General features: G+C 70.7%; 10 protein-coding genes. 3 read left to right on the top strand and 7 right to left on the bottom strand.

Translation table 11 applies throughout. The annotated features are described in order from the left end of the window. Positions 1 to 74 precede the first annotated feature (74 nt). From ABT006_RS20095 to ABT006_RS20125, 7 genes are all read right to left on the bottom strand, one after another. A complete protein-coding gene (locus ABT006_RS20095; RefSeq protein ID WP_350708415.1) occupies positions 75 to 782 on the bottom strand; it encodes a hypothetical protein in 708 nt (235 codons plus the stop codon). A gap of 908 nt (positions 783 to 1,690) precedes the next feature. Next, the gene (locus ABT006_RS20100) at positions 1,691 to 1,981 is read right to left on the bottom strand and encodes a hypothetical protein (protein WP_350708417.1); all 291 of its coding nucleotides are present in this window, start codon (positions 1,979 to 1,981) and stop codon (positions 1,691 to 1,693) included. 120 nt (positions 1,982 to 2,101) lie between these two features. Next, positions 2,102 to 2,566, bottom strand: coding sequence for a hypothetical protein (locus tag ABT006_RS20105; protein ID WP_350708419.1), 465 nt, complete (start codon positions 2,564 to 2,566; stop codon positions 2,102 to 2,104). A 1-nt stretch (position 2,567) separates the two neighbouring features. Continuing rightward, positions 2,568 to 3,464 carry a TIR domain-containing protein gene (locus ABT006_RS20110; protein ID WP_350708421.1) on the bottom strand — a complete coding sequence of 299 codons (897 nt, stop codon included), beginning with the start codon at positions 3,462 to 3,464 and terminating at the stop codon, positions 2,568 to 2,570. A 430-nt stretch (positions 3,465 to 3,894) separates the two neighbouring features. Further along, the gene (locus ABT006_RS20115) at positions 3,895 to 4,653 is read right to left on the bottom strand and encodes a hypothetical protein (protein WP_350708423.1); all 759 of its coding nucleotides are present in this window, start codon (positions 4,651 to 4,653) and stop codon (positions 3,895 to 3,897) included. A gap of 1,664 nt (positions 4,654 to 6,317) precedes the next feature. Next, positions 6,318 to 6,953 (bottom strand): hypothetical protein, encoded by a 636-nt coding sequence (locus ABT006_RS20120; RefSeq protein ID WP_350708425.1) that lies wholly within the window; start codon positions 6,951 to 6,953, stop codon positions 6,318 to 6,320. A gap of 183 nt (positions 6,954 to 7,136) precedes the next feature. Next, on the bottom strand, positions 7,137 to 8,342 hold the full coding sequence (locus ABT006_RS20125; protein WP_350708426.1) for an MFS transporter: 1,206 nt from the start codon (positions 8,340 to 8,342) through the stop codon (positions 7,137 to 7,139). 54 nt (positions 8,343 to 8,396) lie between these two features. Here ABT006_RS20125 and ABT006_RS20130 point away from each other — a divergent pair, with 54 nt between their 5' ends. The 3 genes from ABT006_RS20130 (at position 8,397) to ABT006_RS20140 (ending at position 13,820) form a co-directional block, all read left to right on the top strand. Further along, positions 8,397 to 9,137, top strand: coding sequence for an AraC family transcriptional regulator (locus tag ABT006_RS20130; protein ID WP_350708428.1), 741 nt, complete (start codon positions 8,397 to 8,399; stop codon positions 9,135 to 9,137). A 200-nt stretch (positions 9,138 to 9,337) separates the two neighbouring features. Further along, positions 9,338 to 12,478: an Hsp70 family protein gene (locus tag ABT006_RS20135; protein WP_350708430.1), complete on the top strand. Its 3,141-nt coding sequence runs from the start codon at positions 9,338 to 9,340 to the stop codon at positions 12,476 to 12,478. 115 nt (positions 12,479 to 12,593) lie between these two features. Next, positions 12,594 to 13,820, top strand: coding sequence for a S8 family peptidase (locus ABT006_RS20140; RefSeq protein ID WP_350708432.1), 1,227 nt, complete (start codon positions 12,594 to 12,596; stop codon positions 13,818 to 13,820). Positions 13,821 to 14,063: the final 243 nt, after the last annotated feature.

Here is a 14,063-nt window from a genome sequence, read left to right on the forward strand (position 1 = left end):
CGTCTGAGCAGGCGTCGAAGAGTATGGCTGCTGGTGGCCGGATAGCCGATCGCAGTTCCGCTTCAGCGTCTGACTTACTTCTTCCTGGCATTTACCGCCATTCCAGCTAAGAGGGTGATCGCTGCCCAGAGCGGGACCTCGATAATGTCAGCCAACTCGGGATTACTGGTCTTCAGCATCACCCACCAGGTGCTGATGATGAAGAAGGCGAATGAAATGGTGACGCCCTTGGCAAGGCCGTTCGACAGCCACACGCGCAGATCACGCAATGCATCTAGCCATACGGTGCGGAGCCGGGCCCCCTCCTGTAGCGCATCAACGTGATCCTCGACCGTGTCTTCTACCTGAAGGAGGAGATCGTCGACGGCGATCTCTGGAACCGTGCGGAAGCTCGTAACGTGGCCCGGCCCGGTAACCCTGCCTAGCCTGCTCTTGGGCAGGAAGCCGGCGGTGATCCAGCTGGTGTCGAACTTGGGAACGAGGCCCGCGGTGATCCAAGTGGTGTCGAACTCGGGAACGAGGCCCGCGGTGATCCAGCTGGTGTCGAACTTGGGAACAAGGCCCGCGGTGATCCAGCTGGTGTCGAACTTGGGAACAAGGCCCGCGGTGATCCAAGTGGTGTCGAACTTGGGAACAAGGCCCGCGGTGATCCAAGTGGTGTCGAACTTGGGAACAAGGCCCGCGGTGATCCAGCTGGTGTCGAACTTGGGAACAAGGCCCGCGGTGATCCAAGTGGTGTCGAGCCCCGGAGTAGGCCCGATGGTGAACCGGCTGGTATCCACGAAGCACAGCGTAGACGAGCCGGCGGCTTGCCCTAGCGACCGAAGGGGCTGGCACCGGGTCCCCGCAAGATCCGGAACATGCGCGGAAAGATCAAGCGCATCCGTGGGGACCAATCGGGTGCATGCCCTGGTAGGGCCAGAGGTTGCGCAGCAGGCGCTACACCCTTCCTAAACCGTGTGCGTCGGCAGCGCCGACAGCAGCGCTGACAGCAACCGGCCGGGACGAGGGCAGCCGTCGACTGCCGGGGGCAGACAGCCGCCCGAGGTCGCAGACGTGAACGGACCCCGCCGGACGAAGCGCCCAGAACTTGCAACCGAGGGGTCGGAGGTTCCGGCTAGCCACGATCAGGGGTCACCGTCGGCGACGTCCAAGGGTGGGTAGGCCGCCGGAGACAACGCCCCGGATATAATTCGGCAGCGCTCGCTTAGACGGAGCAGGCCGCTCGGCCTCCTGCTCGATCTGCTCGACCGTCTCCCACGTGCGCCGGATCTCCTCCGCCCGTTCGGCCTCTGTCAGCTCCTTCGCCCGCCGCTTCGCCCGCCGCTTCGCCATAGACCGGATGCTAGACATCGGTAGTCCCGAGGTCGATGGGCTTCGCACCAGGCTTCATTTCACGCGTTACGGATCGGTGTCGGATGAGGCGTAACACCGGGTGAGGCAGCCAGGAGGCAGCGATACATCCAACAGCGGCCAGCAGCAGACGACAACAGGCAGCAGAGGGACCCTGCTCGACAGTGCAAGACGGCACTGGAAGATACACAACCTTGCCCCGTACCCGCGTTCGGGACGAAACGGTCGTCGGTTCGAATCCGGCCACCCCGACCAGGTGAGAGGGCACATCCGATCGGATGTGCCCTCTCATAGTGCTTTGTTAGGTCGTTGGACATGCTCGCCACCGTAGCTGGCCTCAGTCCTTGTCCTCGATGACCGCTTTTGGTGGCTGCGCAGCCAGGCTCTGGTCGAGCAGGTCGCCGCCGAGCTGCCGAACCAGAAGCGCGCGGAGCCGGTCGGCCTGCTCTAGCAACAGCGCCACGCCGTGGGGGTTGCCGTAGCGAATGACCTCGGGCCCGATGGCAGGCTCAAGAGTCTCGTACAACGGCTCTGGCAATGGCGGCCCGTGGAGGATGGCCGATAGCGCGGTCAGCATCCGTAGGATGTCCTCAGCGTCGTCGCTGCTGAGGCTCACTTCCTTGGCCATTGGCGGCTCCCTTCTCGATTGCGGCATCAATGCAGCCTACGGGCCTGGCCCGAAACCTATGCCGTCATGCATTGCCTGCTCTCCGACATAGCCTGCTACGAGTCCGCAACTGTCAGTTACCTACACTGCGAACGGTGTCCCGCATATCAGGCAGTGCAGCGGCCCGTCCGCATCTTCCGGGACCTTGACGGGCTCGTAGGAGTGGCACGGGGAGACGACGATCATCATGTCGTCCGGCTCCACGAGTGCGGCCGGCTCGTCGGGGGCATCAAGGTGCCCGGTCATCTTGACCTTGAAGTGCTTCGAGTTGATGCCCTTGAAGGCGTTCCGAAGGAGGTCGTCGGCGTAGCGGGCAATTGCAGGTGTAGCCACACCCTCGATATATTCGACCTGCTGGTCGGTCAACCAGCGGTCCGGCTCAGCGGGCCGGCCGCAGAGTGGGCAGTGGTATCCAGTGGGGTCGTCGGCGTTTTCCGCCTCCTCGTTCGCGGGTCCGTCGTGCCACTTAAACAGGCCGTTGCAGTGGGGGCACTGACGGCGGAGGAAGCCGTCACTATCCAGAGGCAGGCTGACTCGGATCTCCATGTCAGGTCTCACTCACAAACTCGTTGACGTCGATGGGGGTGCCGTCGGCAGTTTTGCCAGTGATGGTCACGAAGAAGTGCGATTTCTGCGTTGAGCCGAACGAGTCGGCCCGATAGCACCGCACGCGGATGGACTTGCCTTGCGGCAGTCGGGCGAGCGGGAACTCGTCATTTTCGCGCATCAGCCCGGCCTCCTTGTCAGCCGACACGTCCAACTCGTACACGTCGCCCGGGCCGTGATTAGTGATCTGAACGGCATCGATCTTGCCGCGTCCGTTGTCGATGTACCGGGCCTCAAGTCGGGGCAAGCCAGTGGCCTTCGAGGAAGGAAGTTTCCTGCCGAGCGGCAAGCCGCCGCCGGGTGGGACCGGCGGGGTAAGGTCTCCCGCCTCGTGCCAGTCGGTGCCGGTCAGCCGGACGGCGCAGCCGGCCGTGTCCAGACGTTGGGCGAGTTCCTGCCGTTTCTTGACGCTGTTGTCGAGGCGGACGGCATGCCTGCCGTGAATATCGCTGAAGACCTTGACGTGGCCCATCTCGACGATCACGGTCCGGTCCTCGTCCCGGCCCATCGCCATACCTGCTTCGAAGAGGACGTTCGGTCGAGGCTGCATCTGAGGCGAGCATTCCGGGTCCCCAACGTAGGTGAGACTCTCGTGCAGGTACGCCACATCGTCAGGTGTCTGTAGCACGACCACCGCCTGGGCCGCCCCGAAGGCGGCATCTAGCACCTGTCCGATGTACGGAGAACCCTTGCCCGTCAGGCGGATCGCCTCGGACCACTCGATCGGATCGAGCCCGATCGAGCGGAGGAAGTCAAAGAGCCCTTTCCTGGCTGCCTCGTTCCGGCCGTGGATGACGAACACCTTGCGCGGGTCGGCCCCATCCCTCTTCTCCGTCACACGACGCTCCTTGCTCGACGCTCGCTAGCTGCTCGATGTCCAAAGATGCCCAGACCGTACCCGCCGATACCGACAAGACGTAACTCGCTCCTGGATGGACCGGCAGCACACGGCTGTGAGCGAGGCATCAGGGAACGAGGCAGCAAGAAGGCAGCGCGACCCTCGATGCAGGTTGGCCCAGGAAGTCAACCGACGACGGCCGGCACCTGCTCCTTGGCACGGGACGGCGTCAGGCGGCAGCAGCCGACAGCTTGAGTCCGCATCCCCCCGACGGAGGTCGTCCCTACCGGGCGACGTGCTGTGCTGGGGATGCCCTCTCATCTTCGACGATACGGCCCCGTCCGCGGCCTGACGCCCTTCGGCAACCGTGCTGCCTCTCTGCCGCCTCCCGTCGGTGACCTCCTGCCCGAGATGTCTCCCGGTCGTGGTACTACAGGGCTCGATGCCAGAAGGGGCTTGGTTCGCCTATTGGCATGAATCCGGCTGTCTTCAGCACGCGTAGACCGTCGGGGCTCACTGGGCGCGCAAACAGCCCTTTGCTTCCGCTGCTAATCAGGAACGACTCAAGAAAGCTCAACGCCCAAGCCCGTCCGGCGGGCGTCGTGCCGGCCACCCCTCCCAGGTAGACACCCTGCGGTCGTTGCCAGGTGCGTGTCACGTAGCGGCTTAACATCGTCGAGTCAAGCGACGTAATCGTCTTTGCCTGGAAGTCCTTTACGGCACGTGCCGTCAACGGGGCGATCACGACCATGCCTACCAGGCGTCGCCGGTTGTCGCGTTCGCTCTCTACCAGTCGGATGCACAGTGGGTTGCGTTGGTATAGACCCTGCATCAGGGCCAGTGATGGCGGATCATGCGGCAGCAGTGAGGCCAGGAAGTCGAAGGCGTCCGCGACGTCGCGGGGGGACTGAGCCCACCGCGTCGTGTGGATGCCGATGCGCATGCCGGGTAGGTCGCGGTTGCCTAGAGGGAGCCTGCGCAGGAGAGACAGTGTGCGGTGCAGCGCGGCAACGAAGGATGCCAGGGCGATTGCGCCCAGCACGATGCTGAGCGCTCGGAGCCAAGTGACCTGGCTCGGGTTCGAGACCGATACCGCAATGCCGACAATGCCGAGCAGGGTAGATAGACACCAAGCCCCGATCGCCAGTTGCCAGTTTTGTGGTAAGGCGGGGCGGGGCCTGGGCGCCATCCGGCTCCTTCCGATGAGTCGACGGGGTAGTGCAATGCAGGGTTCACGTAGAGCGAGACATTAGGCCGGTCAGCGACGGGGACCCACGGTAGTGGCGGCGGGACAAACGGAAAAGAAGCCTGTAAGGAAGCCGTCAGACTCCAAGGTGAGCAGCCAAGGGAGTTGAAGGCCGCCTTGGGCGGCGGAGGTCGGCCGGGCTCGCCGGCGGAATGGCTGTCGACAGCAACGGTGACAGCAACCGCGTCGAACGGCGGCACACTGACAAGGGCTGACATGGACGAGGCTCCGAGCGTGCGGCCGTTCCCGAACGCGTGCGGACGCGACGCACAGAGCTTGTAAACGAGACGTCGGATGGACCCTGCCAGCGACGCCACTGCCGAAACGTTCTCATTAGGATCAAGGCGCCGCGCAAGCGCGGCGCAGCCCGCCGCACTCGGCCTGCTGGCGGCCTCCGGCCGGCATCGGCCGGCACGGCGGGCCGAACGTTCGGCTGGTCAGCATCGGCGGTGCCACCACCGTAGTTCGGGCGACGTCTGCGGATCGTGAAGGCTCCTGCGCAGCAGGACGGCGTCCAGAGCATCAACGAGGGAACGCACCTCACTCCCGGCGCGCGGTGGGAGCATCGTCACGACCTCTTCGAGCATGTCGCGAGCCCATCCCGCACCGCAGCAGGAACAGGTGAACTCGGCCTCCCACTGCTTCCACGAACGTCGGAGCCCACGTACGTGCACGGACCATACGTTGATTGCCGCAGCCACTACCCCTGGCATCAGTCGCGCGCCTTCAAGCTGCCGAATCGCCGCGTTGGTTGCTCCGGACAGCCCGGGAGTGCTGCGATAGCGCACCCATGGTTGTCGCCAGGTTCGCTCCCGCAGTCGAAGCGATGCCGGTCTTCTACGCGGCATAAACCCTTCGAATGGCGTTCATGTCGACATCCTGCCAGCCGTACACGGCCACCGCCAGGCCGTGACGATCGCGAGGGTGCCTGGCCGCCGTCGAGGTCGGGGCGACCGCTGCCGCGCCGCTTCGCGGCTTGCCACCGGGTACCGGGGGCCAGGCGCATGGAGGAGCCGACGGCACGGCAAGCCGCCCCCCGGCCCGATGGGCCGAGGGCGGTGAGCTGTAGGCCGCCGGACAGCCGCGCCCAGCGCGTTGCCGTGCCAGCCACGTGCCAGTAGCCGGTGGCCCAGGCGGTCAGCAGCGGGCATGATCGGGCACCACGGCGCCGCCGCTGACCAGGCGTTCCGGACAACTCAGGTCAGCCGGAAACGATCTTCCAAACTGACGGTGCGGGTTCGATTCCCGTCGCCCGCTCCACACCTTCCGGCCCAGGTCAGCGGCAATCTGCCGCGATCCTGGGCCGATCGACTACTCCCCCGATCTGATCTGCGGGCCATCCGTGGGCCACTACTCGCCGGGCGCGATCCGCCTCGACCTTGATTGCCGCGCCACTGCGTACGCTCAGGTCACAACGACGACGGGTCGTCCCTCAGACGGCTGTACAGGTAAACCGTCGCACCACCGGCCGTCCCGGAACTCACACGCTCGCACCACGCCCTCCGGCAGCGCTGTCCTGTGGTCACGCAACGGCCCGCCGCCGGGCCGTCGCTCCCGCCTGATTCGGTCGCCGCCTCACGCCGAACACGTACGCGGCCGCAGCTCGCTCATTTCTGCCCGAGCCACCCACACACCCAATACGATCCGCCCGCGTCCCGTTCCACGTACCACGAGTAGGTGACCTCTCCTGCTGGATCCCCCGTGGACGGTTTGAGCTGCGTCATCTTCGCCTTGACGATGATCCGGTCGGCATCCGCCGGGACCTCGTACGGCAGCAGCGTCCACTTCCCGATGTAGTAGCCGTTCAACGCGAACCCGAGCAGGGTGGACCGCAGCCGCGGGCAGGTGCCGGACTTGAAGACGTCCATGTTGTGGCCGGTGAGCCCGTCCATGTAGGTGCCGAACACCTTGTCGATCTCGGCGGGCGACATCGGCGTACGCGTCGGGTGCGACGGCGTGTGAATGCTCGGAGTCGGTGTCTGTTCTGCGGCGGAGGTGCTGGGCTGGGCGACGGCCGGGGTCGTCAGCGGCGACGGCGACGCCGTGTTCGAGTTGTTCCTGACGACAATCACGCCGACCACGACGACCACTACGGCCACGGCGATCGCGACAAGCCCGAACACGCCTCCGACGAGGCCGACGATCAATCCGGTGTTCGGCTTGGGCGGAGGTGGCGGCGCTGGCGCTCCAGCAGGTGGCTGCTGTCCCGAATTGGGGCCGGGTGGGGGGTTCATGGCGCTCATGCGCCCAGACTATAGGCGCACTGAGATGCTTCTATTGCTGCCGAGGACAGGGGGCTGTGGGCCGAAACCCTGCGCGTACGTCGGCTCGTGACGGACTCTCCAGCCGTGGACGACGTGATCGACCGAGATGGGCGGCCCGCGAGGACGAAGACCTCCGAGATCCCCATTGTCGTACGCGATGAGTCAGCCCAGCCGCGCGGATGGGTGACCGGCCGTGCCGACCTCGGGCGCACTCGGCGGGCGGGCGTTTCCGCCCGACGCCGGCTCCGGGAGGGCACGGAACAGCAGCCAGGCCAGGGCTGGCAGCGCGGGCAGCGGAGCGAGGGCCGCCTGGAGTGAGGTGGCGTCGGCGACGCTGCCGATCAGGGGGCTGGCCAGGCCGCCGATGCTGACGGCCAGGCCGAGGGTGATGCCGCTGGCGGTGCCGACCCGGGTGGGCAGGTAGTCCTGGCCGAGGGTGACCTGTAGCGAGAACGGGACGGCGAGGCCCACGGAGGTCAGGGCCACGAAGAGGGTACAGCGCGGGGCCGGGGACGAACACGACGCCCGCCGTCGCGGCCACGGTGCCCAGGTACGACCAGCGCGCGACGGTGACCCGCCCCCAGCGGCCGGCCAGCTTTCCGCCGAGCACGGTGCCCACCGCGCCGCCGAGGTAGAGCACGAACAGCGCCAAGGCGCCGCCGACCGGCCGCCGCCGGTGCGCAGCTCGGCGTGGACCGAGACGAACGTGCTCAGCCCGACGAACAGGATCGACCGGCAGGCCACGGCCAGCGACAGCCGCACGAACGACGCGCGGTCGTCGGTCCCGGTCGGGGTCGACGTGCCGCCGCCGACGCGTCCATGATCACCCAGCGCGCGCAGTACGGGCAGGCACAGTGCGCTGCCCACGAGGGCGGGCAGCACGAGCAGCGGCGTGAGCCGCAGCCCGCCGTGGGCGACCACGAGGGCGACCAGGACGGGCGCGGCGGCGAAGCCGAGGTTGCCGCCCAGGGCGAACCAGCCCATCGCCGCGTGGCTGCCCCGGCTGGCGATCCGCGCGAGGCGGGCGGACTCGGGATGGTAGGCGGCGACCCCGATGCCGGAGACCGCCACGAACAGCAGGGTCAGCGCGTAGGAGCCGGCGATGCCGCTCAGCGCGATGCCCAGCCCGCCGAGGACGGTGCTCACGGGCAACAGCCACGGCGACGGCCGCCGGTCGGTCAGCGCGCCGAACAGCGGCTGCGCCACCGAGGACAGCAGGGACGCGGCCAGCACGATGCCGGAGGCGGCGGCGTAGCCGTACTGGCGCTCGGCGATGAAGTAGGGGACGAGCGACGCCACGGCGCCCTGGTAGACGTCCACGCAGGCATGCCCGACCGACAGCAGGACGACGGGTCTGTTCCTCGGCACCCGGCAATGCTCGTCAGCACCACCGTTGTCGCGCTTCCGATAACCTGCCACCTGATGCCGGAAGTCCGCCATTCTCCCGTCGCCCCGACCCGCGCCCTGTGGTTGACTCCCGGCTCCGGGATCGACGCGCACCGACACGACGACCACCAGATCGGCTACGCCGCGCGAGGGGTGCTGGCCGTCAGCACCGACGCGGGGGCGTGGGTCACTCCCGCCACCCGCGCCATCTGGATACCCGCCGGGACGGTGCACGCCCACCAGGCCCACGGCCGACTCGAACTGCACCTCGTCGGCCTGCCGACGGCGGAGAACCCACTCGGCCTGGACCGGCCGACGGTGTTGGCCGTCGGCCCGCTGTTACGTGAGCTGATCCTCGCCTACACCCGTCGTCCGCACGACGACAGCCCGGCACGCGAGCGGCTGCGGGTCGTCCTGCTCGACGAGCTGCGAGCCTCCCCCCAGCAGCCCCTGCACCTGCCCGCTCCCCGCGACCCCCGGTTGGCGGCGCTGTGCGCGGCCCTCCACGCGGATCCGGCCGACAACCGCACCCTCGCCGCACTCGGGAAGCAGGTCGGTGCGAGCGATCGCACCCTGTCCCGGCTCTTCACCGCCGACCTCGGCATGAGCTTCCCGCAGTGGCGTACGCAACTGCGCCTGCACCACGCCCTGCTCCTGCTGGCCGACGACATGCCGGTGACCACGGTGGCGCACCGGTGCGGGTGGTCGTCGGCCAGCGCGTTCATCGACGCGTTCCGCCGCACCTTCGGGCACACCCCGGGGGCGCACCGGAGGTGAGCCGGGCAGTCAGCTCGGCCGGACCATCGGGGTGTGACCAGGCGCGCCCCGGCTGCCGGCGCCAGGTCTCGGTAACTCCTCGCCGGCCGGGCCGCACTCGGCCCGCTCCGCCAGGCGCCTCGGGGCGAGATCGGCGCCGGTGCGGCTGCTGCGTACCATGCGGGGCCGGGCATCCCCTCGTCCCGCGGAGGTATCGGCAGATGGCAGGCCAGCACGAGGGGTACGCCCTCGGCGTCGACCTCGGCACGTCGCACACCGTCGCCGTGCTGCGCCGGCCGGACGGGCACACCCGCCCGCTGCTGGTGGACGGCCAGCCGATCATCCCCTCCGGCGTGTACGCGGACGAGGACGGGCTGCTGCACGCCGGCCGGGACGCCCAGCGGCTGGCCCGCACCGATCCGGGCCGGTACGAGCCCAACCCGAAGCGGCGCATCGACGAGCCGGCGGTGTCGCTGGGCGACCGCCGGTATCCGCCGGCCGAACTGCTGGCCGCGACGCTGCACGCGGTGGCCCGGGCGGCCGTCGAGGCGGTCGGCTTCCTGCCCCCGGCGGTGCTCACCTGCCCGGCGACCTGGAACGCGGCCCGGCGGCAGGTGCTCGCCGACGCCCTGGCCGTGGCCGGGTGGCCGTCCGCGGCCGAGCACACGCTCTCCGGCCCCACCCCACCGGGCACCCGGCTGCTACGGGAGCCGGTCGCCGCCGCCCGCTACTACACCCAGGTGCTGCGCCGGCCGGTGCCGGTCGGCGGGGCGATCGCCGTGTTCGACTTCGGCGCCGGCACCCTGGACGTCGCCGTGCTCCGCAACGAGGGTGCCGACCCGTGGGGCGACTCGGGGTTCAGCGTGGTCGCCGCGGGCGGTGCCGACGACCTCGGCGGCCTCGACGTCGACGCGGCGCTGCTGGGTCGGCTCGGCGAGCTGGTCGCGGGCGAGCATCCGGCGCAGTGGCAGCGGCTGGTCCACCCGCGGTCGGCGACGCAGCGGCGGGAGCAGCTCGAACTCTGGGAGAACGCCCGGGGCGCGAAGGAGATGCTGTCCCGCGCGACGGCCGCGCCGGTGGCCGTGCCGGGGGTGGAGGCGGTCGTCACCCTCACCCGCGCCGACCTGGAGCGGGTGGCCGCGCCGCTGCTGGGCCGGGCGGTGGCGGTGACCCGGGAGGTGATCGGCGCGGCCGGCCTCGACCCGCAGCAGCTCGCCGGCCTGTTCCTGGTCGGCGGCGCCACCCGGATGCCGATGGTGGCCCGGCTCCTGCACGCCGAGCTGGGCGTCGCCCCGACCGTGCTGGAGCAGCCGGAGCTGCCGGTCGCCGAGGGGGCGCTCACCGACCTGCCCCTGCCCCGACGCCCCCGGGGCGCCGCCGCCTTCGCCGCGCCCGCGCAGGCCGGACCCGCCGCGCCGCCACAGCCAGGACCAGCGCCGGCGCAGCAGCCAGGGCCGGTCGCGCCGGCGCAGGCCGGACCGACCGCACCGCCGCAGGACGCAGCCGCCGCGCCGGCGCCGGCCGGGTCCGGCGTACCGGCGCAGCAGGCCGCCGTGCCGGCGCTGCCCCAGCCCGCCGGGCCCGTGGGCCCCACGCCGACCGTTGTCGCCGGGCCGGAAGGCGTCACGCCGGCTCTCCCCGCCGGACTGGCGCCCACCCTGGTCGCGGGTGCGTCGACCACGCCGACCGTACCGGCCCCGACCACGCCGTACGGACCGCCGGGCGCCGCCCCGCCCGGGAGCCCGGTGCCGGGCGCGCCGCCGGCCGCCGTACCAGCCGGTCACGGCCAGCACGGCGGCCACGACGCACACGGCCAGCACGGCGGTCATGGCGGTCAGCCGTTGGGCGTGCCCGGGCCGCCTCAGGCGGGCGGATGGGCGCCCGGGGTGCCCCCGGCGAGCCTGTCCGCCGGGCCGGGCGCGTCGCCGGCGGCGTGGCCGGGCGTACCCGTCTCCGGCACGCCGGTGTCGCCGCCGCCCGGCGCCGGCCCGACCGCGCCGGCGTTCCCCCGCCGCCGGGCGCTGTGGATCACGGCCGGGGCCGTCGTCGCCCTCGCCGGCGTGGTGACCGCGGCGGTGCTCTACCTGGCCCGGGACCGCTACCCCGCCCTGGATTTCCGGGCCGCCGTCGAGACGGTGGCGCGGGTGGATGCCGGGGCCGAGCGGCCGTCGGCGATGTTCACCGCGGTGCTCGGCGAGCGGGCGTATCTCGCGTACCCGCTCGACGACGGGCGGCTGGAGGTGGTGGCGGTCGACGCCGACTCCGGCGGGGTGAAGTGGCGGAAGCAGACCGAGGCGTCCGCCGAACGGTGGGAGCGGATCGTCGCGCTGCCCGACGCGGTGGTGGCCTTCGCCGACGCGATCGGCGACGACACCCCCCGGGACCTGGTGCTGCTCGACGGCGCTTCCGGCAACCAGCGGTGGCGCCGGCCGATCCTGGGCGACGACGAGGTCTTCTTCGGCGAGGACGTCGCGGTGCTGGTCGACCGGACCGGGAAGCAGCTGGTCGGGCTGCGCCTGAGCGACGGCGGGGAGACGTGGGTGCAACCCAGCCCGCAGGACGAGTACGGCGGCGCCGGCACCAGCGTCCACCCGGTCACCACCGACAAGGCGCTGGGCGGCCCGGCCTTCGTCGACGGCTCGCCGCGCGACCCCTGGCGCGGCGAGGTCCGCCGGCTCGTGCAGGTGGGCGCGGACCGTTCCGTCCGGGTGGTCGACATGGGCAGCGGCCGCACCGTCCACAGCCGCGCCAACGTTGCCGACCAGGACGACCTGGTGGTGGCGCACGAGGACCGCCTCTACGTCGCCCGCGACGAGGCCGGCTATCAGTTGCTCGCGTACGACCTGGCGACCGACGCCCAGCCGAAGGTGCTGTACACCGCCCCGGACGACCGCAAGCGGCCGGAGGCGCTGGTGCCGTGCGGCGAGCACCGGGCCTGCCTGCTGGAGACCACGGGCGGCGAGGACGAGAGGACCGAGGTGGTGGCGGCGACCGAGGAGAAGCTGGCCCACTGGCCGGCGCCGGAGGCGACCCGGCTGGTGCCGCTCGGCGAGCACCTGCTGGTCCGGCAAACCTCCTCGGAGTCGGTCAGCACCCTGTTCGACCCGGACGGTCGCGCGGTGCTGCGGGACCGGAAGGGGGTGGCGGTCCGGCTCGACGGGGGCAACCTGCTCGTCTTCGCCGATCCGCCGAGCTCGGTCGAGGACGACCGCAGCGTCGCCGGGGTGGCGGCCGGCTCGGGCGCGGTGACCGAGATGGGCCAGTTGGTGGGCGTACGCAGCGAGACGTGCTCGTGGAACACCAGCGTGATCGTCTGCGGCGCCAAGGAGGACTTCGTGCTCTACCGGTTCGCCGACCGTTAGCCGGATCCCGACAGTCATTCAGATCGATCTATATAACCGATAACCTCCTCTCAACGGCCAGGCCGCCCCGCGTCCGGTCACGAGCCGGCGCGGGGCCGACAGGAGGAGGACCGGCATGACACTTCCCCGTACCCGGCGGTGGCGGGCCCGCCCGGTGGGCGTACTCGCCCTCGCCGCCGCGCTCGTCGCCACCGTGGGCACCCCCGCCACCGCGGCCTCCGGCGGCGAGATCCGGCACGCCGACGACGCGAACGCCGTGACCGACGGCTACGTCGTGGTGCTCCGGGACGACAGCGTCGGCCGGCACGGCGGCGACCGGCAGGTCGCGGTCAGGAACGTCGCGGACCGGCTGGCCGACCGCTACGGCGCCGCCCTCGGCCACGTCTACGGCCACGCACTGACCGGCTTCGCGGCGCGTCTGCCGGAGCGCGCGGCCCGTCGGCTCGCCGCCGACCCGGCCGTGGCGTACGTGGAGCGGGACCGGATGGTCACCCTCGTCGGGCCGGGCGTCCAGCTCGACCCGCCGTCCTGGGGTCTGGACCGGATCGACCAGCGCAGCCTCCCGCTCGACGGCCGGTACGCCTACCCGAACACCGCGCACAACGTGCACGCGTACGTCATCGACACGGGCCTGCGGCGCACCCACACCGACTTCGGTGGGCGGGCGGGCGTGGGGGTGGACCTCGTCGACGGCGGCCCGGCGGACGACTGCAACGGCCACGGTACGCACCTGGCCGGCACCGTCGGCGGCACGCGGCACGGGGTGGCGAAGGAGATCCAGCTGCGCCCGGTGCGGGTGCTGAACTGCGCCGGCAGCGGCACCTTCTCCCAGGTGATCGCCGGGGTGGACTGGGTCACGGCGAACGCGGTCCGGCCGGCGGTGGCGCTGCTGGCGCTCGGCGGCGGGGCCAGTACGGCCCTCGACTCGGCCGTGAACCGGTCGATCTCGTCCGGCGTCACCTACGTCGTCACGGCCGGCAGCTCGAACACCAACGCCTGCAACTACTCTCCCGCCCGGGTGCCGGCGGCGCTCACCGTGGCCGGCACCACCATCACCGACGGCCGGATGCCGAGCGGCAACTACGGCAGTTGCCTCGACCTGTACGCCCCCGGCGCCAACATCACCTCCACCTGGCACAGCACCGACACGGCGGTGGCCACTCTCAGCGGCGGGTCGATGGCCGCCGCGCACGTCGCCGGGTGCGCCGCGCTCGCCCTCTCGGCCAACCCCACCTGGACTCCCGCCCAGGTGGCGGCCTACCTGACCGGCAGGGCGACCACCGGGGTCGTCAGCGGCGTGGTCGCCGGCACGCCGAACCGCCTGCTCTACTGCGGCGCCTGACCGGGGAACGCCGAGGCCACCGGCACCGGTGCCGGGCATCCCCGGCGCCCGCCCGCGCGGGCGGATCGTCCGCCCCGAACGGCCGACACGGGCGATCGGGCCGGGGTCGATGCGGCGCCGGCACGAGGACGGTCGCACCTCCGGCATGGCGGCGAGCCGTCCGCCGGGCACCGGGTACGCCTCGCCGGCGACGCGGTGACGGCCGCGCGCAACATCGATTCTCATCGACGCTTGTCGCTGGAG

This window comes from Micromonospora sp. NPDC002717, assembly GCF_040295705.1.
In the GTDB taxonomy this organism is placed as follows: Bacteria; Actinomycetota; Actinomycetes; order Mycobacteriales; family Micromonosporaceae; genus Micromonospora.